The organism is Halomonas sp. A11-A (assembly GCF_003182195.1).
Taxonomy (GTDB): domain Bacteria; phylum Pseudomonadota; class Gammaproteobacteria; order Pseudomonadales; family Halomonadaceae; genus Halomonas; species Halomonas alkalicola.
The window spans coordinates 58,648-78,576 of record NZ_QGTM01000003.1 but is presented as its reverse complement, the minus strand read 5'-3'; the positions used below and the strand labels follow the sequence as shown (position 1 = coordinate 78,576).

The 19,929-nt window shown below is 68.1% G+C and carries 20 protein-coding genes; 9 read left to right on the top strand and 11 right to left on the bottom strand.

Annotation, left to right across the window (positions count from 1 at the left end):
* The first annotated feature begins 57 nt into the window (after positions 1–57).
* The 5 genes from DER72_RS03730 to DER72_RS03710 all read left to right on the top strand — a co-directional run bounded on the left by DER72_RS03730 (position 58) and on the right by DER72_RS03710 (position 4,262).
* Positions 58–924 (top strand): acetyltransferase, encoded by an 867-nt coding sequence (locus DER72_RS03730; protein WP_110068653.1) that lies wholly within the window; start codon positions 58–60, stop codon positions 922–924.
* Positions 876–1,811, top strand: a complete 936-nt coding sequence (locus tag DER72_RS03725; protein WP_110068652.1) for a LysM peptidoglycan-binding domain-containing protein — start codon at positions 876–878, stop codon at positions 1,809–1,811. Before DER72_RS03730 ends, DER72_RS03725 begins: the two co-directional genes overlap by 49 nt.
* 108 nt (positions 1,812–1,919) lie before the next feature.
* Entirely contained in the window at positions 1,920–3,077 is a 1,158-nt protein-coding gene (locus DER72_RS03720; protein ID WP_110068651.1) for a glycosyltransferase family 1 protein, read from the top strand.
* Positions 3,049–3,591 carry a phosphatase PAP2 family protein gene (locus DER72_RS03715; RefSeq protein ID WP_110068650.1) on the top strand — a complete coding sequence of 181 codons (543 nt, stop codon included), beginning with the start codon at positions 3,049–3,051 and terminating at the stop codon, positions 3,589–3,591. The genes DER72_RS03720 and DER72_RS03715 overlap by 29 nt, the downstream gene beginning before the upstream one ends.
* 50 nt (positions 3,592–3,641) lie before the next feature.
* Positions 3,642–4,262 (top strand): alpha-ketoglutarate-dependent dioxygenase AlkB, encoded by a 621-nt coding sequence (locus DER72_RS03710; RefSeq protein ID WP_110068649.1) that lies wholly within the window; start codon positions 3,642–3,644, stop codon positions 4,260–4,262.
* A gap of 132 nt (positions 4,263–4,394) precedes the next feature.
* Here DER72_RS03710 and gcvT read toward each other — a convergent pair whose 3' ends face one another.
* On the bottom strand, positions 4,395–5,507 hold the full coding sequence (gcvT, locus tag DER72_RS03705) for a glycine cleavage system aminomethyltransferase GcvT (protein WP_110068648.1): 1,113 nt from the start codon (positions 5,505–5,507) through the stop codon (positions 4,395–4,397).
* Positions 5,508–5,584: 77 nt separating this feature from the next.
* A complete protein-coding gene (locus DER72_RS03700) occupies positions 5,585–6,988 on the bottom strand; it encodes a sodium:alanine symporter family protein (protein WP_110068647.1) in 1,404 nt (467 codons plus the stop codon).
* 497 nt (positions 6,989–7,485) lie between these two features.
* Here DER72_RS03700 and gcvH point away from each other — a divergent pair, with 497 nt between their 5' ends.
* Entirely contained in the window at positions 7,486–7,878 is a 393-nt protein-coding gene (gene gcvH / locus DER72_RS03695; protein WP_110068646.1) for a glycine cleavage system protein GcvH, read from the top strand.
* A gap of 104 nt (positions 7,879–7,982) precedes the next feature.
* Positions 7,983–10,877: an aminomethyl-transferring glycine dehydrogenase gene (gcvP, locus tag DER72_RS03690; protein WP_110068645.1), complete on the top strand. Its 2,895-nt coding sequence runs from the start codon at positions 7,983–7,985 to the stop codon at positions 10,875–10,877.
* A gap of 105 nt (positions 10,878–10,982) precedes the next feature.
* On the opposite strand, the gene DER72_RS03685 is transcribed toward gcvP, so the two are convergent.
* Positions 10,983–11,897: a LysR family transcriptional regulator gene (locus DER72_RS03685; protein WP_110068795.1), complete on the bottom strand. Its 915-nt coding sequence runs from the start codon at positions 11,895–11,897 to the stop codon at positions 10,983–10,985.
* A gap of 98 nt (positions 11,898–11,995) precedes the next feature.
* On the opposite strand from DER72_RS03685, the gene ppnN reads away from it, so the two are divergent.
* On the top strand, positions 11,996–13,357 hold the full coding sequence (gene ppnN / locus DER72_RS03680; protein ID WP_110068644.1) for a nucleotide 5'-monophosphate nucleosidase PpnN: 1,362 nt from the start codon (positions 11,996–11,998) through the stop codon (positions 13,355–13,357).
* Positions 13,358–13,476: 119 nt separating this feature from the next.
* On the opposite strand, the gene DER72_RS03675 is transcribed toward ppnN, so the two are convergent.
* Both DER72_RS03675 and DER72_RS03670 read right to left on the bottom strand, forming a co-directional pair.
* Positions 13,477–13,842 carry a hypothetical protein gene (locus DER72_RS03675; RefSeq protein ID WP_110068643.1) on the bottom strand — a complete coding sequence of 122 codons (366 nt, stop codon included), beginning with the start codon at positions 13,840–13,842 and terminating at the stop codon, positions 13,477–13,479.
* A 1-nt stretch (position 13,843) separates the two neighbouring features.
* On the bottom strand, positions 13,844–14,308 hold the full coding sequence (locus DER72_RS03670) for a flavodoxin domain-containing protein (RefSeq protein WP_110068642.1): 465 nt from the start codon (positions 14,306–14,308) through the stop codon (positions 13,844–13,846).
* 154 nt (positions 14,309–14,462) lie between these two features.
* Here DER72_RS03670 and DER72_RS03665 point away from each other — a divergent pair, with 154 nt between their 5' ends.
* Positions 14,463–14,672: a DUF2788 domain-containing protein gene (locus DER72_RS03665; protein WP_110068641.1), complete on the top strand. Its 210-nt coding sequence runs from the start codon at positions 14,463–14,465 to the stop codon at positions 14,670–14,672.
* Between the two features lie 57 nt (positions 14,673–14,729).
* Here DER72_RS03665 and ihfA read toward each other — a convergent pair whose 3' ends face one another.
* From ihfA to infC, 6 genes are all read right to left on the bottom strand, one after another.
* Positions 14,730–15,029 (bottom strand): integration host factor subunit alpha, encoded by a 300-nt coding sequence (gene ihfA / locus DER72_RS03660; RefSeq protein ID WP_110068640.1) that lies wholly within the window; start codon positions 15,027–15,029, stop codon positions 14,730–14,732.
* Positions 15,030–15,119: 90 nt separating this feature from the next.
* Positions 15,120–17,501 carry a phenylalanine--tRNA ligase subunit beta gene (gene pheT / locus DER72_RS03655; RefSeq protein ID WP_110068639.1) on the bottom strand — a complete coding sequence of 794 codons (2,382 nt, stop codon included), beginning with the start codon at positions 17,499–17,501 and terminating at the stop codon, positions 15,120–15,122.
* Positions 17,502–17,534: 33 nt separating this feature from the next.
* Positions 17,535–18,554, bottom strand: a complete 1,020-nt coding sequence (pheS, locus tag DER72_RS03650; RefSeq protein WP_110068638.1) for a phenylalanine--tRNA ligase subunit alpha — start codon at positions 18,552–18,554, stop codon at positions 17,535–17,537.
* Positions 18,555–18,673: 119 nt separating this feature from the next.
* Positions 18,674–19,027: a 50S ribosomal protein L20 gene (gene rplT, locus DER72_RS03645; protein ID WP_021817421.1), complete on the bottom strand. Its 354-nt coding sequence runs from the start codon at positions 19,025–19,027 to the stop codon at positions 18,674–18,676.
* Positions 19,028–19,062: 35 nt separating this feature from the next.
* Positions 19,063–19,257, bottom strand: a complete 195-nt coding sequence (gene rpmI, locus DER72_RS03640) for a 50S ribosomal protein L35 (RefSeq protein ID WP_089725334.1) — start codon at positions 19,255–19,257, stop codon at positions 19,063–19,065.
* Between the two features lie 107 nt (positions 19,258–19,364).
* Complete coding sequence (gene infC / locus DER72_RS03635) at positions 19,365–19,907, bottom strand: translation initiation factor IF-3 (protein ID WP_258306193.1); 543 nt, start codon at positions 19,905–19,907, stop codon at positions 19,365–19,367.
* Between the last annotated feature and the right edge of the window lie 22 nt (positions 19,908–19,929).

Below are 19,929 nucleotides of genomic sequence, written 5' to 3'. Positions count from 1 at the left end.
CGGCGATCCTTTAGCATTGCCGCATCCTTGCCCCTCCCACTGCCCACGGAGAGACGCATGCCGACCCTCAAGGGTCTCGTCAGCCTTCTGCTGCTCACCCTCAACACCCTGTTCTGGGGCGTTCCGCTGATCCTGCTCACCCTGCTCAAGCTGGTGACCCCCGGCCGGCGACTGCGCCGGCGCGTCCTGGGTGGGCTCAACGCCGTGGCCCTCAACTGGATCGGCGTCAACCTGTGGTGGATGCGCCACTGGCTCAAGCCGCGCTTCGAGATCGAGGTCCCCGAGGGGCTGCGCCGCGACCAGTGGTGGCTGGTGATCTCCAACCACCGCAGCTGGACCGACATCTTCGTGCTGTTCTTCGCCCTGCACCGCCGCATCCCCATGCCGCGCTTCTTCCTCAAGCGTCAGCTGATCTGGATCCCCATCGTGGGGCTGGCCTGGTGGGCCCTGGAGTACCCCTTCATGCGCCGCATGAGCGCCGAGCAGCGGGCCCGCCACCCCCACCTGGCGCGCCGCGACCAGGAGGCCACCGAGCGGATGTGCCACCGCGCCCGGGAGGCGCCCATCGCCATCTTCAACTTCCTCGAGGGCACCCGCTTCACGCCGGCCAAGCGCGAGGCCCAGGGCGCCCCCTTCCGCCAGCTGCTGCGCCCCAGGGCCGGCGGCATCGCCCAGGTGATCAACCTGCTCGGCGACCGGCTGGAAGGGGTCCTCGACGTGACCCTGAGCTATGACAACCCCGACCCCACCTTCTGGGGCTTCCTGTGCGGCCAGGAGCAACGCGTGGTGATGAAGGCGCGCGTCCTTCCGGTGCCGGCCTGGATGCTCGAGGGGGACTATCAGGACGACCCCGACCTCAAGGAGCGCTTCCACTCATGGCTCAACGCCCTGTGGCAGGAAAAGGACGACTCGCTCTCGCGCTGATGCTGGCGGCGCTGCTGCTGGGAGGCTGCGCCTCGCGGCCCGACGCCCCCGACAGCGCCCGCACCAACGCCACCGCCGAGAGCGGCGGCTGGGTGGTGGTGCAGCGCGGCGATACCCTGGGCGAGATCGCGCGACGCGGTCAGGTGCCCCTCGAACGCCTGCAGCGCTTCAACCCCGACGTGGACCCGCGGCGCCTCGCCGTGGGCCAGCGCCTGCTGATGCCCACCCAGCAGGAGCGTGCCCCCTCCGGCGGCCCCTATCGCTACCAGGTGCGGCCCGGCGATACCTACTCGAGCATCGCGCGCCGCTTCGGCACCCGTGCGTCGCGCATCCAGGCCGCCAACCCCGGGGTCCAGCCCACCGCCCTGAGGGTCGGCCAGCTCATCCAGGTCCCCCTCGCCGGCGGCGCCTCGGCCGGTGCCTCTCGCCCGGCGCAAGCCGGCTCGAGCGGGTCGGGGGGCGCCGCCGCCCCGGCGCGAGCCAGCCTCCCCGACCCCGGCAACCTGCCGAGTTCGGCCCGCAACTGGCCCTGGCCCCTGGAGGACTACCGCATCGTGCGTGCCTTCGGTGCCGACAGCCGCGGGACCCTGCAGCCGATGCTGCTGGCCACCGGCCGCGGCGCCCGGGCCCGCGCAGTAGCCGATGGCGAGGTGCGCTTCGCCGACAGCATGCGCCAGCTGGGGCAGGTGGTCATCGTCCACCACGCCGACAACCTGCAGAGCGTCTACGCCCTGTGCGAGACCACCCTGGTCGCCAACGGCGCCCGGGTCAGCCGCGGCGACCCGCTCTGCGAGGTGGGCTACAGCAGCACCAGCGAGCGCCATGACCTGCTGTTCGACCTGCGCCACGGCGGCAAGCCGATCGATCCGCGCCGCGTACTGCGCTGAACCGCGTCATGCAACCGTCACCCCGGCGTCGCCGGGGTGTCATCGCGCAGGCCCATCCTCGACGGGTGACGGGGCCCATGACGGGCCCGCCACGCCGCGGGGATGCACATGCGTATCTGTCTGGTCAGCGAAACCTGGGCGCCGGAGATCAACGGCGTCGCCCATACCCTGGGTCACCTGAGCCGGGAAGCCATCGCACGCGGCCATCGCCTGCAGCTGGTGCGTCCGCGACCGGCCTCACCGGCGCCACGCAGCGAGGGCATGGAGGCCGAGCTTCGGGTGCGCGGCGTCTCGCTGCCGGGCTACCGGGAGGTCCGCCTGGGGCTGCCCGCCGCCCGCTGCCTCACCCAGTTCTGGCGTGAACAGCGCCCCGACGTGGTCTACCTCGCCACCCAGGGCCCGCTGGGCTGGTCGGCGCAGGGTGTCGCGCGGCGCCTGGCCATCCCAAGCGTCGCCGGCTGGCACACCAACTTCGACCACTACTGCCATGACTATGGCGTTCCCTGGCTGAGCGGCCCGGTGCGCCGCCGCCTGCGCACCTTCCACAACCGCAGCCAGGCCACCCTGGTGCCGACCCGCAGTCAGGCCGAGGCGCTCACGGCCGATGGCTTCCGGGAGGTGCGGGTCATGGCACGCGGCATCGACGGGGAGCGCTTCTCCCCGGCCCACCGCGACCCCGCCCTGCGCGCCCGCTGGGGGGCCGGCGAACACACCCCGGTCATCCTCCACGTGGGACGCCTGGCCCCGGAGAAGAACCTGGCGCTGCTGCGGGAGAGCTGCGTGGCCATCGGCGAGGCCCGCCCCGATGCGCGCATCGTTATCGTCGGCGACGGCCCGGGACGCAAGGCCCTGGCGGCCTCGCTGCCCCATGCCCACTTCACCGGCTTCATCCCCGCCGACGACCTGGCGCGCCACTATGCCAGCGCCGACCTCTTCCTGTTCCCCTCGCTCTCGGAGACCTGGGGCAACGTGCTGCTCGAGGCGATGGCCAGCGGCCTGGCCACGGTGGCCTTTCGGCATGCCGCCGGCGCCGAGCTGATCGACCACGACCTCAACGGCTTGGCGCCGGCAGTGGAGGACGTCGCCGGCTTCCGGGAGGCCGCCGTTACCCTCTGCCAGCAGCCGGCCCGACGGGCCCGCCTGGGGCGAAATGCCCGTGAGCGGGCGCTGGCCTACGCCTGGCCGGCGATCGCCGACGCCTTCCTCGCTGTTCTCGACCACGCCCGGGAGACTCCCCATGGACACTCGCGCCCCCGCCCTGCTTGACCGCCTCGACCTGTTGGAGTGGCGACTCTGCCAGCGCATCGGCCGCCTCAACCTCTATCGCCCCTGGCTTTGGCTGCTCCGCCTTGCCAACCGTCTCGGGGACTGGCCCGCCTGGGTGGCCCTGGTGCTCGCCCAGCCGCTGCTGCAGGAGAGCGGCGGCTGGCGGCACCTGGTGCAGTACACCCTGACGGCCCTGGTCGCCATTGCCGTTTACCGCCTGGTGAAGACGCGCCTGTGCCGGGAGCGTCCCTTCATCACCTTCGTGGGCAACGTGCGCTCCCACGAGCCGGCCCGGGACCGCTACAGCTTTCCCAGCGGCCACACCATGCATGCGGTGATGTTCCTTGTGCTGACCGCGAACCATCTGCCCTGGCTGGCGCCTTGGCTGGTCCCGCTGGTGCTGCTGATAGCCCTCTCCCGGGTTGGCCTCGGCCTGCACTACCTGAGCGATGTGGTGGCCGGCGCCCTGCTCGGGCTGCTGTTCGCCGGCGCGAGCCTGGCCCTGGTCGGCTGACGCTCGGCGCACGGCTCGTCGGATCAGCACCGCCGTGGCATCCTTGGGCGATGCCGACCGAGATCCTGCTGCCCGACCCGCCCCTGTGGCTCACGGCTCCCCTGCTGGGGGAGCCCCATGCCTCCCGGCTGCTTCACACCCTCGATGCCGAGCTCGCCTGGCAGCGCCCCACCCTGCGCCTCTACGGCCGTGAGCACCTCATTCCCCGCGCCCAGGTCTGGATGGGCGACCCCGAGGCGCACTATCGCTATTCCGGTCGGGACTTTCGCCCCGAGCCCTGGCACCCAGCCGTGGCCGAACTGCGGGATCGGGTGATCGCCGCCCTGGCAGACCACGGCATGCAGGCCGGCTTCAACAGCGTGCTGCTCAATCGCTATGCGGGCGGCGAGGAGCGCATGGGCTGGCACAGCGATGACGAGCCCGAGCTCGGACGCGAGCCGCTGATCACCGCCGTCTCGCTGGGGGCCGAGCGCCCGCTGCGCTTTCGCCGGAAGCCGAGCGCGGCCCCTGCCGGAGTCGCGGGAGCCGCCGCGCCCTTCAATGCCTGGCTGCCCCACGACAGCCTGCTGGTCATGGGGCCCGGCGTGCAGCGTACCCTGCAGCACGCCCTGCTGCCGCGGCGAATCCCCGGGCTGCGCATCAGCCTGACGTTTCGTTGGATAAGAGGCTAGGCACGGCGAGTGGAGGGGGGATTCCTACGGGCGAGCACGACGACAAGTTAACGGTATAAAAACAACCGCCGCGCCCCGAGTACAGGACGGCCACCCGAAGGTGGCCGTCCTGTGTCCATCAACTCCCAGCGATCAGCCGCGGTAGTAGCCCGGCGCCACGAAGGGCATCCTGCTGACCGTCATCGGCAGGCGCTTGCCACGCACATCGGCGAACACCTGGGTCCCGATCTCGGCATGGGACACCGCCACGTAGCCCATGGCGACCGGCCGCCCCACCGACGGACCGAAGCCTCCGGAGGTGACGATCCCGATGCAACCGCCCTCGGCATCGAACAGCTCGACACCCTCGCGCACCGGCGCACGCCCCTCCCCCAGCAGCCCGACCCGCTTGCGCTGGTGATCCTTCGCGTGCATCTGGTGCAGGATCACATCCGCCCCGGGGAAGCCACCGGCACGCTCTCCGCCGCGGCGCCGCGGCTGGCCGATCGCCCACACCAGCCCCGCCTCCACCGGCGTGGTCTCGGTGTCGATATCGTGGCCATAGAGGCAGAGCCCCGCCTCCAGACGCAGGGAGTCCCGGGCGCCCAGGCCGATCGCCTCCACCTCTGGCTCGGCCAGCAGGCGTTGCGCCAGTGCCTCGCTCTGCTCGGCCGCCACCGAGATCTCGAAGCCATCCTCGCCGGTGTAGCCGCTGCGGCTGACCCACACGGGGAAGCCATCGATCTCGAAGCGGCCGTGCTGCATGAAGACCATCTCGCAGGCCGCCGGGCAGAGGCGCGCCATGACCTCGGCGGCCTTGGGGCCCTGCAGGGCCAGCAGGCCGCGGTCGAGGACCTCGAGCTCATGCCCAGCGGAGAGCCCACGGCGCAGGTGGGCGATGTCCTGCTCCTTGCAGGCGGCATTGACCACCAGGTAGAGATGGTCCCCGGCATTGACCACCATCAGGTCGTCGAGGATGCCGCCCGCCTCGCTGGTGAACAGCGCATAGCGCTGCCAGCCCGGCTCGAGGCCGACGATATCCGCCGGCACCAAGGTCTCCAGCGCCTCGGCCGGAGACGGCCCCCGCAGCAGCAGCTGGCCCATGTGGGAGACATCGAAGAGGCCGCAGGCGCTGCGGGTATGCTCGTGCTCCTTCTTGACACCGAGCGGGTACTGAACCGGCATCTCGTAGCCGGCGAAGGGCACCAGCTTCGCGCCCAGCTCCCGATGCAGACCATGCAGCGGGGTGTGCTTGAGTTCGCTCATCTTCTCTCCCTCGTCTTCGAGTCTCGCAAACAAGGACGGGAGGTGCCATGGCACCTCCCGTCGTCATCGGGCCGGCCTCAGCCCTTGTCGTGGTCGAGCTCTTCGCCCGGCAGGACCTCCTTGCCGTCGAAGTAGTCTCGGGTCAGCTTGAACACCACCGGCGACAGCAGCGCCAGGGCGATCAGGTTGGGAATCGCCATCATGGCGTTGAAGGTGTCGGCCATCAACCAGATGAAGCCCAGGTTGGCCATGGCCCCCAGCGGGATCGCCAGCACGAACAGCACCCGGTAGAGCATGATCGAGCGGGTACCGAACAGGAACTGGAAGCACTTCTCGCCGTAGAAGGACCAACCGAGGATGGTGGTGAAGGCGAAGACCGCCAGCGCCACCGACACGATCTGGTTGCCGAAGCCCGGCAGGGCCGCGTCGAACGAGAGCGCGGTCAGCGAGGCGCCGGCCTCCCCCTCGATCCACACCGTGGAGGTCAGGATCACCAGGGCGGTGATGGTGCAGATGATGATGGTATCGATGAAGGTGCCGAGCATGGCGATCATGCCCTGGCGCACCGGGTTCTTGGTCCTGGCAGCGGCGTGGGCGATGGGCGCACTGCCCAGGCCCGCCTCGTTGGAGAAGATGCCGCGGGCCACACCGAAGCGAATGGCCGCCATCACCGCCGCCCCGGCGAAGCCGCCGGCCGCCGCGATCGGGTTGAAGGCGTAGTAGAAGATCAGCCGGAAGGCCTCGCCGATCTGGCCAGCGTTGACGATCAGCACCAGGATACCGGCGATCACATAGAGGATGCCCATGATCGGCACCAGCTTGCCGGCTACCTTGGCGATCCGCTTGATGCCACCCAGGATCACCGCACCGGCCAGCACCATGATCACCACGCCGGTGAGCCCATGGGGGATGCCGAAGGTGGAATCCAGGGCGTCGGCCACCGAGTTGGACTGCACGGTATTGCCGATGCCGAAGGCCGCCACGGCCCCAAAGAAGGCGAAGGCGCCACCCAGCCACAGCCACTTCTTGCCCAGGCCGTTCTTGATGTAGAACATCGGACCACCGATATGGTAGCCGGTGCTGTCGGTCTCGCGGTAGCGCACCGCCAGCACCGCCTCGGCAAACTTGGTGGCCATGCCCACCAGCGCCGTGATCCACATCCAGAACACCGCACCGGGGCCGCCCAGGGCGATGGCGGTCGCCACGCCGGCGATGTTGCCGGTGCCGATGGTGGCGGAAAGCGCCGTCATCAGGGCGTTGAAGGGCGAGATCTCGCCGTCATCGTCCTTCTTCTTTTCGCCGGGCGCCGGCTTGGCATCCCGCCCCTGCCACATCAGCTTGAAGCCCATGCCGAGCTTGCGCAGCGGCATCAGCTTGAGGCCGATCTGGAGGTAGAGGCCTACCCCCAGCAGCAGGATGAGCATCAGCGGCCCCCACACCACGCCGTTGATGGCCCCAAAGATACTGTTCAAGGTTTCCACGTGAATCTCCCTTTGCGATTGTTGTTTTGATTCGCCGACCACGCCCCGCAATGCCAGGCGATCATCCCGCCGTGGCGTTGGCCATGCGCAGGATCGACGAAACGAACCGCGCTAACATAGCGGATCTTGCCGCCTCTTCACCAGCCTGACGAAAGACTCAACTTCAATTCTTGCCCCATTCGGTGAAAACATGTTTCCGATGAGAAACACGAACAGGGCCCGCGAAGCCATGCCGCTACCCGCAGGATAGTCAGTCTCGCCGGCATCGTCGCCCCGCGCCGCCTGCCCGGCGCCGAGCCGTGACCCCAGGCGGCGTTGACCACCAGTGACGAGGCCAAATCTCCCCGTGACGGGGCCTGCGGCTGGACGAAAGGCCACCGCCAGGCCACCCTTGGAGGCGGGAGTACGCCCCGGATACGCCGCGGGGGCTCGCCAAACGCCGTCGATGGCGTTAGCATTTGCACATCCAGAAAACCTTTTTCGTATAGGAAATTCTCATGAGCTCAATTCCTGCCAACCTCCGCTACGCCGACAGCCACGAATGGGTGCTGGACAACGGTGACGGCACCGTGACCATCGGCATCAGCGACCACGCCCAGCAGGCGCTCGGCGACGTGGTGTTCGTGGAGCTGCCCGAGGTCGGCCGCACCCTCGCCGTGAAGGAGGAGTTCGGCGTGATCGAGTCGGTCAAGGCCGCCTCCGACCTCTACGCCCCGGTGGCCGGCGAGGTCATCGCCGTCAACGAAGCGCTCGAGGACGCCCCCGAGACCGTCAACGAGGCCCCCTATGCGGACGGCTGGATCATGAAGGTTCGCCTGGACGACAGCGCCCAGCTCGACGACCTGCTGGATGCTGACGGCTACGCCGCCGTCGCCCAGTCCGACGACTGAGGCCGCCGCGACGCTCCCTGCTGCCCCGGCCGCCCTGGCCGGGGCCTTGATTTCAACGCCTGCGTCGTCCCCTCGACGCCCCTGACCCACGCTACGGTGCCCCCATGCCGATCGACACTCGCCGCCTGGCCGACCTGGCCGCCCACGATGACTTCCTGCAACGCCACAACGGTCCCCGCGAGGCGGACGTGACGGCCATGCTGGCCACCCTCGGGGTGGAGAGCCTTTCGGCGCTGATCGAGCGCACCGTGCCGGCGGATATCCGCCTGGGCCGCGAGCTCGAGCTGGACCCGCCGCGCAGCGAGGCGGAGGCGCTGGACTACCTGAAGCGCCTGGCGCGTCAGAACCGCGTGTTCAAGAGCTATATCGGCCAGGGCTACCACGGCACCCACCTGCCGCCGGTGATCCAGCGCAACGTGCTGGAGAACCCGGGCTGGTACACCGCCTACACCCCCTACCAGCCGGAGATCTCCCAGGGCCGCCTGGAGGGACTGCTCAACTTCCAGCAGATGGTGATGGACCTGACCGGCATGGAGCTGGCCAACGCCTCGCTGCTGGACGAGGCCACCGCCGCCGCCGAGGCCATGGCGCTGTGCCACCGTGCCAACAAGAAGGCCAAGAGCGAGGTCTTCTTCGTCGCCGACGACGTGCTGCCCCAGACCCTGGACGTGGTGCGCACCCGGGCCGCCTACTTCGGCTTCGAGCTGGTGGTGGCCCCGGTCGAGCAGCTGGCCGAGACAGAGGCCTTCGGGGCCCTGCTGCAGTACCCCGGCGAGAGCGGCCGGGTCCATGACCTGGCGCCGCTGCTCGGCGCCGCCGCCGAGCGCGGCATCATGACCTGCGTGGCCGCCGACATCATGAGCCTGGTGCTGCTCAAGGAGCCGGGGGCGCTGGGCGCCGACATCGTCATCGGCACGACCCAGCGCTTCGGCGTACCGATGGGCTTCGGCGGCCCCCACGCGGCCTTCTTTGCCACCACCGACAAGCTCAAGCGCTCGATCCCGGGACGCATCATCGGCGTCTCCCAGGACAGCCGCGGCGGCCAGGCGCTGCGTATGGCGATGCAGACCCGCGAGCAGCACATCCGTCGCGAGAAGGCCACTTCCAACATCTGTACCGCCCAGGCGCTGCTGGCCAACATCGCCGGCTTCTATGCGGTCTACCACGGCGCCGAGGGGCTGCGCACCATCGCCTCCCGCATCCATCGCCTGACCACCCTGCTGGCCACGGGCCTCCGCGAAAAGGGCATTAAGCTTGCCCACGACAGCTGGTTCGACACCCTGCGCCTGACCGGCGTGGATGCCGGCAAGCTACACGGACGCGCCCTGACCCGCGAGATCAACCTGCGCTACTTCGACAATGGCGACGTGGGCGTAAGCCTCGACGAGACCACCACCGCCCATGACCTGGACGTGCTGTTCGACGTGCTGGTGGGCGAGGAGCACGGCCTCTCCGTCGCGGCCCTGGACGAGCGTGCCGTGGCCGAGGGCGCCAGCGGGATTCCGGCGGCGTGCCGGCGCGAGAGCGACTTCCTGACCCACCCGACCTTCAAGCGCTACCGCAGCGAGACCGAGATGCTGCGCTACCTCAAGCGCCTGGAGAACAAGGACCTGTCGCTGGCCCACGCGATGATCCCGCTCGGCTCCTGCACCATGAAGCTCAACGCCACCAGCGAGATGATCCCGATCACCTGGCCGGAGTTCGCCAACGTGCACCCCTTCGTGCCCCGCGACCAGGTGGCCGGCTACCAGCAGATGATCGACGAGCTGGCCGCCTTCCTGGTTGAGGTGACCGGCTACGACCACATCTCCATGCAGCCCAACTCCGGCGCCCAGGGCGAGTACGCCGGTCTGGTGGCGATCCGCCGCTACCAGGCCGCCATCGGCGAAGGCCACCGGGATGTCTGCCTGATCCCGAGCTCCGCCCACGGCACCAACCCCGCCTCGGCGGCCATGGTCGGCCTCAAGGTGGTGGTGGTGGAGTGCGACGCACAGGGCAACATCGACGTCAACGACCTGCGCGCCAAGGCCGAGCAGCACAGCGAGGCGCTCTCCTCGATCATGATCACCTATCCCTCCACCCACGGGGTCTTCGAGGCCAACGTGCGCGAGGTGTGCGCGATCGTGCATGCCCACGGCGGCCAGGTCTACGTGGACGGCGCCAACATGAACGCACAGGTGGGCCTGACCCGTCCAGGCGACTTCGGCGGCGACGTCAGCCACCTCAACCTGCACAAAACCTTCTGCATCCCCCACGGCGGCGGCGGCCCGGGCATGGGTCCGATCGGCGTTAAGGCGCACCTCGCCCCCTACGTCTCGAACCACGTGGTCACTCCCATCCCCGGCGTCAACGCCGACTGCGGCGCGGTATCGGCCGCGGCCTTCGGTTCGGCGTCGATCCTGCCGATCTCCTGGGCCTACATCAAGATGATGGGTGCACGGGGCCTGCGCGAGGCCACCGAGCTCGCCATCCTCAACGCCAACTACATCGCCGCCCGCCTCGGCGAGCACTACCCGGTGCTCTATCGTGGCGAGAACGGCAGCGTGGCCCACGAGTGCATCATCGACATCCGTCCGCTCAAGGCGGCCTCGGGCATCAGCGAGGAGGACATCGCCAAGCGCCTGATGGACTACGGCTTCCACGCCCCGACCATGTCCTTCCCGGTACCGGGCACGCTGATGATCGAGCCCACCGAGTCGGAGTCCCTCTACGAGATCGACCGCTTCTGCGACGCCATGATCGCAATCCGCGAGGAGATCGCGCGGGTCGAGGCCGGCGAGTGGCCGGCGGACGACAACCCGCTGGTCAACGCCCCGCACACCCAGGCCGACCTGATGGACGCCGAGTGGAAGCGCCCCTACTCCCGCGAGCTGGCCGCCTTCCCCACCGCGGCGGTCAAGGCCTCCAAGTACTGGCCTGCGGTCAACCGGGTCGACAACGTCTTCGGCGACCGCCAGCTGGTCTGCTCCTGCCCCAGCATCGACGAATATCGCGACTGATCCGCTCTCGCCCATGACGACCAAGGCCCCGCCATCCGGCGGGGCCTTGCGTTTGACGGCGCCGGTCAGGCCGGCCTGCCCTCGGTGCTTCTCGCTTTCACATCATCAAGGCCCTGCCGGGAGCTCCCCGAAGCCGGAGAGCGCCTGGCGACGCTGCTCCCGGAAATCCTCGAGCAGGCGCACGTAGCGGCGCGGCATCTCGCTGCCGGCGCGGGTGACCAGATGCAGGGTCTCGTGGACCGCCACCGGCAGGTCCAGCTCCTTGACCTGGCGCTGCCAGGGCGAGGTCTCCAGCACCAGCCGCGAGACCACGGTAAAACCTAGCCCCCGGGCCACCGCATCCAGCACCATGCCCACCTCGTTGGTGAAGCCCTGGCGCCGGAAGTGGCTCATGGAGCGAAACTCGCGGGGGAAGTTGCTGCGCAGCAGCGCACTGGCGTGGTTGAGGCCATCGTAGTAGTTGACGAAGCCGATGCCCATCAGCTCGGCGAGCCCGCTGCCGGCGAAATCCGCCGGCACCACCAAGCACAGGGGCTCGCGGTGCCAGGGTTCCACCTTAAGGTCAGGCTGGCGCAGGGTGTCGGTGACGATGCCCAGGTCGTAGCGGCCGGCCAGCACGTCCTGGACGATCTCGTGGTTGAAGGCAAAGCTGTAGCTGACCGAGAGGCCGGGGTGCATCTGCTGCTGCCCGAGCAGGAAGGGGTAGAGCATCAGCCCCACGCTGCCTGGCGAGGCGAGCCGGCACTCCCCCGAGAAGAGGGAGTCGGCATCCAGGGAGTGGCGAAACTGCTCGTGGTCGGCAAACAGCTTCAGCGCATAGTCATAGGCCCGCCGCCCCGCCTCGGTGAGGGTAAAGCGCCGGCCGTGACGCTCCAGCAGCGGCTTCTCCAGGTACTGCTCGAGCTTGCGCACGTGCTGGCTGACGCCGGGCTGGGTCATCTCCAGGCGGCGCGCCGTCTGGGTGAAGCTGCCGGTCTCGACCAGGGTGATGAAGGTGCGAAAGTAGAGCGCGTTGAACATGGCGGGCCAGATGAGGGGTGGGCAGGCCATTGTAGCACCGGGCGCAAGCGTGCCGTGATAGCATCGGCACAGACGACACCCGCGACAAGGACGCCTCTATGCCCGATACCATCTCCAGCATCATCTCTCCTGAAGGCAGCCTCGAGATCCTCTCCCAGCACGAGGTGAGTCGCCTTCACGACACCTCCAAGGCCGGCCTGCACGACATCCTGCGCCGCTGCTCCCTGGCAGTGCTCAACTGCGGCTCGCCCATCGACGACGGCGTCGCCCTGATGGAGGCCTACCGGGACTTCGATATCGAGGTGATCCCGCAGGATCGCGGCATCCGCCTCAAGCTCACCAACGCCCCGGCCGAGGCCTTCGTGGATGGCAAGATGATCCGCGGCATCCGCGAGCACCTCTCCTCGGTGCTGCGCGACATCGTCTACGTCTACAACGAGATCCAGGGCCACCAGCGCTTCGACCTGAGCACCGGCGAGGGCACCACCAACGCCGTGTTCCATATCCTGCGCAAGGCCGGCACCCTCAAGCCCGGCCGCGATCCCAGCCTGGTGGTTTGCTGGGGCGGCCACTCCATCTCCCGCGAGGAGTACGAGTACAGCAAGGACGTCGGCTACCACCTGGGCCTGCGCGAGATGGACATCTGCACCGGCTGCGGCCCGGGCGCCATGAAGGGCCCCATGAAGGGCGCCAACGTGGCCCATGCCAAGCAGCGCCGTCGCGAGGGCCGCTACCTCGGGGTCTCGGAGCCCGGCATCATCGCCGCCGAGGCGCCCAACCCCATCGTCAACGAACTGGTGGTGATGCCCGACATCGAGAAACGCCTGGAGGCCTTCGTGCGCCTGGGCCACGGCATCATCGTCTTCCCGGGCGGGGTGGGCACCGCCGAGGAGATCCTCTACCTGCTCGGCATCCTGCTCCATCCGGACAATGCCGACATGGAACTGCCGGTGATCTTCAGCGGGCCGGCCAACAGCGCCGAGTACTTCGCGCGCATCGACGAGTTCCTGGTCTACACCCTCGGGGAAACGGTGCGTCAGCGCTATCGCATCATCATCGACGACCCCACCGAGGTGGCCCGCGCCATGCGCAAGGGCATCGATGCGGTGGCCGAGTACCGCCGGGCGCGCCAGGACGCCTTCTACTACAACTGGCGCCTGACCATCGACCGCCCCTTCCAGGAGCCCTTCGCGCCCACCCACGAGGCCATGGCCGGGCTGGCCCTGCACCGCAACCAGCCGGTTCATGAGCTGGCCGCCAACCTGCGCCGCGCCTTCTCGGGGATCGTCGCCGGCAACGTCAAGGAACAGGGCATCCGCGCCATTCAGGCCCACGGCCCCTTCCGCCTGCACGCCGAGGAGGAGCTGATGGCGCGCCTCGACCGGCTCCTCGACTCCTTCGTCGCCCAAGGCCGCATGAAGCTCTCCGGCGACTACGAGCCCTGCTACACCCTGGGCTGAGCCGCACGCCTCAGGAGATCAAGGCTCACCAACGCAAGGAGCAAGCCCAGGGGAGGTCCCTGACGCTTGCTCCTTGTCGCATATGCTTGAGGCTTGTTGGCTCTTTGCCTGTGGCAGGCCTAGCGAGGCGCCTTGATCCACAGCCCGAGGGCGTGCAGCAGCAGCCCCAGGGTGGCGCCGTGGGCAATCAGCAGCTCCCAGCCGATGAAGTCGGTGAACAGGGCGTGGTAGAGCCCCATCCCCGCCAGGCCTACCACCATGCACACGGCCAGCCGCCCCATCAGGGGCGGCAGGCGCCGGCGTGCCTCGGCCTCGAGCATCCGCCAGTGGGCCACCGCCACGCCGGCCACCACCAGCAGGGCGATCAGGATCAGGTTGAAGCGGTTGTCGTGGCCGCCCACCAGGTAGCGGGGGATGGTCGACAGCATCAGCAGCGCAAGGCCCAGCATCAGGCTGAGCCGTTCGGGGGTCGGCTGGGCGCCCATCTCAGGCCACCTTGAGCGCTTGGGACTCGATCCACTCCTCGGCCCAGGGCAAGGCGGCGTCATCGGCCATGAAGGTCTCCATGGCATCGACCTCCAGCCGCTCGCCGAGACGCTGGGCGCCCTGCCCCTGCAACAGCTCGTCGAGCTGACGCCCGGCACCGCAGAAGGTCTCGCCGTAGGAGCTGTCGCCCAGGGCGATCAGCCCGTAGCGCAGCGAGGAGAGCCCGGGGCTCTGCTCGGCGATGGCCCGGGCGAAGGGCACGAAGTTGCCCGGGTAGTCGCCGCTGCCGGTGGTGGAGACGCAGAACAGCGCCAGGTCGATATCCGACCCGGTGAGGTCCTCGAGGACGGGATTCTCGAGGATGGCCACCTCGAAGCCGGCCTCCTCGAACAGCGGCTTGACCTGCTCGGCGACGTCCAGGGCGCCGCCATACATGGTACCGACGAAGATCTTGAGCATGGGCATGTCTTGGATTTACCTGAGAATTCCACTCGGATATTAACACGACTCATTGGCGCGGCCCATCCCCCGGCGAGGCGTTTCGCCGCACCCCGGGCCCTGCGCCGGGCGGGATGACCCAGTATAATGCTGGGTCTTTCATCCCCTGCACGGAGGCGACATGCAGCAGACCTTCGAGACCTGGATCACCCCGATCATGATCGGCGGCCTGATCCTGTTCATGGGCTTCATCATCTGGGACCTGGCGAAGAAGTCCAACGCCGGACGCTTCGGCACCCTCATGCTCTTCGTCGTGCTGGGCGCCGGCATCCTGGGCTATGTGTTCAAGGTGGTGATCACCTGGGCACTGGAGAACGGCGGCGGCGTATAAGGAACGTAGAACGCCACCCCGAAGGGTGGCGTTCTACGCAGGGTGGCACGGCGAAGATCAGGCGTCGCCGCGGTAGCCCTCCACCTGGCTCTTGAGCTTCTGGCCGGGTCGAAAAGTCACCACGCGCCGGGCGGAGATCGGGATCTCCTCGCCGGTCTTGGGGTTGCGGCCCGGCCGTTCGCGCTTGTCGCGCAGGTCGAAGTTGCCGAAACCGGACAGCTTGACCTGTTCATTCTCGCGCAGGCAGGCCCGGATCTCCTCGAAGAAGGCTTCCACCATGGACTTGGCCTCGCGCTTGGAGAGGCCCAGCTCGGCATGCAGATGCTCGGCCAGCTCGGCCTTGGTCAGTGCACCCATGTTCACTCCCTCGTATGGGGTCCGCCTCACGGCCGGTACCGACTCCCCGCTCCGCCTCGCCGGCTCCTTCGCCGCGCCTCTCCGCAACGCTTAACCGCGAAGCTCCGCGCCCAGGTGCTGACGTGACTCGGTGACGATGGCATCGACCAACTGATTGATTTCTTCGTCATTCAGCGTGCGCGAAGGATGCTGCCAGGTCAAGCCCAGCGCCACGCTCTTGCGTCCTTCCGCGACCCCCTTGCCCCGATAGACATCGAACAGGCGGCTCTCGGTGAGCCATTCGCCGGCCTGGCCTTGGATGGTATCGAGCAGCGCCTGGACGGGCAGATCCTCGTCCACCAGGAAGGCCAGGTCACGGCGCACTTCCGGGAAGCGCGACAGCGGCGTGAAGGCCGGCACCCGGCCATGGGTCAGGGCATCGAGGCGCACCTCGAACAGCACGGCGTCCACCTTCAGCCCCAGCTGGGCGCGCACCGCGGGGTGCAAGGTGCCGATCCAGCCGGCCTCCTCACCGCGGTGGAGGATCCGGGCGCACTGACCAGGATGCAGTGCCGAATGCGTCGCGGGCTCGAAGCGCCAGGCCTCGGGCTCGCCGCCCATGGCCAGGAGGCTCTCCAGGTCGCCCTTGAGGTCGAAGAAGTCGACACCGTCGCGCGCGGCGGCCCAGCCCTCGGGATCCCGGGAACCACACACCAGTGCGCCCAGCATGGGCAGCTGCTGCAGCTCGTCGAGCTCACCGCGGAAGATCAGGCCGGTCTCGAACAGGCGCACCCGAGTCTGCTGGCGATTGAGGTTGTGCTGAAGCGCACGCACCAGGCCCGGGAAGAGGCTCGCCCGCATCACCGACAGGTCCGCGGAGATGGGGTTGGCCAGTACCGGCGAGACGGCCTCGGGCAGCAGCGCCTTCTGCAGGTCAGGGGCGACGAAGCTGTAGGTCACCGCCTCCTGGTAGCCGCGGGCCACCATCTGGCGACGCAGGCGGGCGAGCGGTGTGCGCGACTCGTGGTCGGGACGCAGGGCCAGGCGTGCCGCCGGACGGCGTACCGGCAGGCGGTTGTAGCCGTGGATCCGGGCCACCTCCTCGATCAGGTCCTCCTCGATGGCGATATCGAAGCGCCAGCTCGGCACCGCGGCGCTCCAGCCAAGCGCATCGGCCTTCACCGCCATCCCAAGACGCTCCAGGATGTCGGTGACCTCATCGGCGGGCAGCGCCTTGCTCAGCGCCTGCTCGAGCCGCGCGGCGCGCAGGCGCACCTGGCGCTCGCCGGGCAGGTGCTCACCGCTTGCCACCTCCACCAGCGGCCCCGGCTCGCCGCCGGTGATCTCGAGCAGCAGCGCCGTGGCGCGTTCGGCGGCCTCCCGGGCCAGGAGCGGGTCCACCCCGCGCTCGAAGCGGTGGGAGGCATCGGTATGCAGGCCGTAGTTGCGCGCCTGGCCGGCCACCGCTAGGGGCGCGAAGAAGGCCGACTCCAGGAAGATGTCGCGGGTCTCGGCATTCACGCCGGAGTGCTCGCCACCCATGACGCCGGCGATAGCCAGGGGGCCGCGCTCATCGGCGATCACCAGGGTGTCATCGGCCAGGGTGACCTCCTGGCCATCGAGCAGCACCAGGCGCTCACCCTCCCTGGCCAGGCGCACCACCACGGCCCCGTGAAGGTTGGCACGATCGAAGGCGTGGAGGGGCTGGCCGAGCTCCAGCATCACGTAGTTGGTGACGTCGACCACCGGATCGATGGAGCGGATGCCGCTGCGACGCAGCCGCTCCACCATCCACAGCGGCGTCTCGGCGGTCACGTCGACCCCCTTGATCAACCGGCCGATATAGCGCGGGCAGCGCTCGGGGTCCTCGACGCGCACCGCGAAGGTCTCGTCATGGGTCGCGGCGACCGGCGCGATGGCGGGCCCGACCACCGGCAGGCGATTGAGCACACCCACCTCGCGAGCCATGCCCTTGACACTCAGGCAGTCGCCGCGATTGGGGGTCAGGTCCACCTCGATGGTATGGTCGTCCAGGCCCAGCCAGGCGCGAAAGTCCTCGCCCACCGGCGCATTCGCCGGCAGCTCCAGGATGCCCGGGGAGGTCTCCTCCTCCAGGCCGAGCTCGGAGGCGGAACAGATCATGCCGCGGGACTCCTGGCCGCGCAGCTTGGCCTTTCTGATCTTGAAGTCGCCGGGTAGCAGGGCCCCGACCCGGGCGAAGGGCACCCGCTGCCCCACCGCCACGTTGGGCGCCCCGCACACCACCTGGACCGGCTCGCCGGAGCCGTCGTCGACCCGGCAGACACTCAGCTTGTCGGCATCGGGGTGCGGGATCTTCTCCAGCACCTCGGCCACCACCACGCCCTCAAAGGTCGCCGCAACAGACTCCACCGCGTCCACTTCGAGCCCGGCCATGGTGATCTGGTCGGCCAGGGCCTGGGTCGTAAGCTGCGGCGACACCCATTCGCGCAGCCACTGTTCAGAAAATTTCATGACAAATCCTGTGTTCTGCTGGTGCGAGGGAGGTCAGGCAAACTGGCGCAGGAAGCGCAGGTCATTGTCGAAGAACATGCGCAGATCATTCACGCCATAGCGCAGCATGGCCAGCCGCTCGGCCCCCATGCCGAAGGCGAAGCCGGTGTAGCGCTCAGCGTCGATGCCGGAGTGGCGGAACACCTCGGGGTGCACCATGCCGCAGCCCATCACCTCGAGCCAGCCGCTGTGGGAGCAGACCCGGCAGCCGTCACCGGAGCACATCACGCACTGGATATCGACCTCGGCGGAAGGCTCGGTAAAAGGGAAGTAGGAGGGACGGAAACGCACCGAGAGATCGTCACGCTCGAAGAAGGCGTGCAGGAAGTCCTCGATGGTGCCCTTGAGATCGGCGAAGCTGACATCCTCGTCCACCAGCAGCCCTTCCACCTGGTGGAACATGGGGGTATGGGTCAGGTCGGAATCGCTGCGGTAGACCCGGCCCGGGCAGACGACACGGATGGGCGGCTTGCCCTCCTTCATGGTGCGCACCTGGACCGGCGAGGTGTGGGTGCGCAGCAGTCGGGTGGCGTCGAAGTAGAAGGTGTCGGCCATGCCCCGCGCCGGATGGTGGGCCGGGATGTTGAGCGCCTCGAAGTTGTGGTAGTCATCCTCGATCTCGGGACCCACCGCCACGTCGTAGCCGATGCGAGTGAAGAGCCCCTCGATGCGCTCCAGGGTGCGCGTCACCGGATGCAAACCGCCGCTGGACTGACCGCGCCCGGGCAGGGTCACGTCGATGCGCTCGGCGGAGAGGCGCGCCTCCAGGGCTGCCTTCTCCAGGGCCGCACGGCGCCCCTCAAGCTCCTCGGCGAGCGCCTGCTTGGCCTGGTTGATCCGTTCACCGGCGGCCGGGCGCTCGGCGGCCGGCAGCTGGCCGAGCCCCTTGAGCAGCGCGGTGATCTCGCCCTTCTTGCCGAGGTAGCGCACACGAAGCTCCTCCAGGGCCGGAATGGTCTCGGCGGCCTGGATCGCCTGGCGGGCCTCGCTGACCAAAGTGGGAAGGTGGTCCATCCGTTGCGCTCCGAATTCAAGTATCAGTCTTCAAGAAAAAGGGGAAGAGCGGCTGCTCTTCCCCCTGAACGTCAACGTGTGCCCTGCCGTGACAGGACACACGCGGATGACGCGGTCACTTACTGGGCAGCCTTGGCCTTCTCGACAATGGCAGCGAAGGCTGCCTTCTCGTGCACGGCCAGATCCGCCAGGACCTTGCGGTCGATCTCGATACCGGCCTTCTTCAGGCCACCGACGAAGCGGCTGTAGGACAGGCCATGCTGACGGGCACCGGCGTTGATACGCTGGATCCACAGGGCGCGGAACTGGCGCTTGCGCTGGCGGCGGTCGCGGTAAGCGTACTGGCCGGCCTTGATGACGGCCTGCTTGGCAACGCGGAACACGCGGCTACGGGCACCGTAGTAACCCTTGGCCTGCTTGAGAATCTTCTTGTGACGACGACGGGCGACAACGCCACGCTTGACACGAGTCATAGCTTACTCCTGACGAAAATAGGGTCTACCAAGGGTTACAGATTGGGCAGCATCCGCTGGATCAGCGCCTTATCGGCGTCGTGGATCTGCTTCATGCCGCGCAGCTGACGCTTACGCTTGGTGGACTTCTTGGTCAGGATGTGGCTACGGAACGACTGCTTGTGCTTGAAGCCGTTGGCCGTCTTCTTGAAGCGCTTGGCGGCGCCACTGTTGCTCTTGATCTTCGGCATGGAAGAACACTCCATTACGAGGTTTTTTTCAGAAAACCCGGGGCCGACGGTGGGCTACCCCACCGCCCGTTGGACGGGCCGCCGGATCACTTCTTCTCTACTGCTGCTTACTGCTTCTTCTTGGGGGCAATGATCATGATCATCTGCCGCCCTTCCATCTTGGGGAAGGACTCCACGGTTCCGATCTCCTCGAGATCGGCGGCGATCCGTTCCATCAGCTTGCGGCCGAGGTCCTGGTGCGCCATCTCACGACCGCGGAAACGCAGCGTGACCTTGCCCTTGTCGCCACCTTCGAGGAAACGGATCAGGTTCTTAAGCTTGACCTGATAGTCGCCCTCGTCGGTGCCAGGCCGGAACTTGACTTCCTTGACCTGAATCTGCTTCGTCTTCTTCTTCTGAGCAGACTTCTGCTTCTTCTGCTCGAAGACGAACTTGCCGTAGTCCATGATCTTGCAGACGATCGGATCGGCATTGGATATCTGTACGAGGTCGAGTCCCGAGGCTTCGGCGCGCTCCAGTGCTTCGCTGGTGGGCACTACGCCCAGCTGCTCGCCGTCGGCATCGATCAGGCGAACCTGATCCTCGGTAATACGCTCGTTCATCGGGGGGCGCTTATCCTGGACGCGCCCTCTTGGGTTGCTTCGCTTGATCGCTCAGTCTCCTTAAGACGAT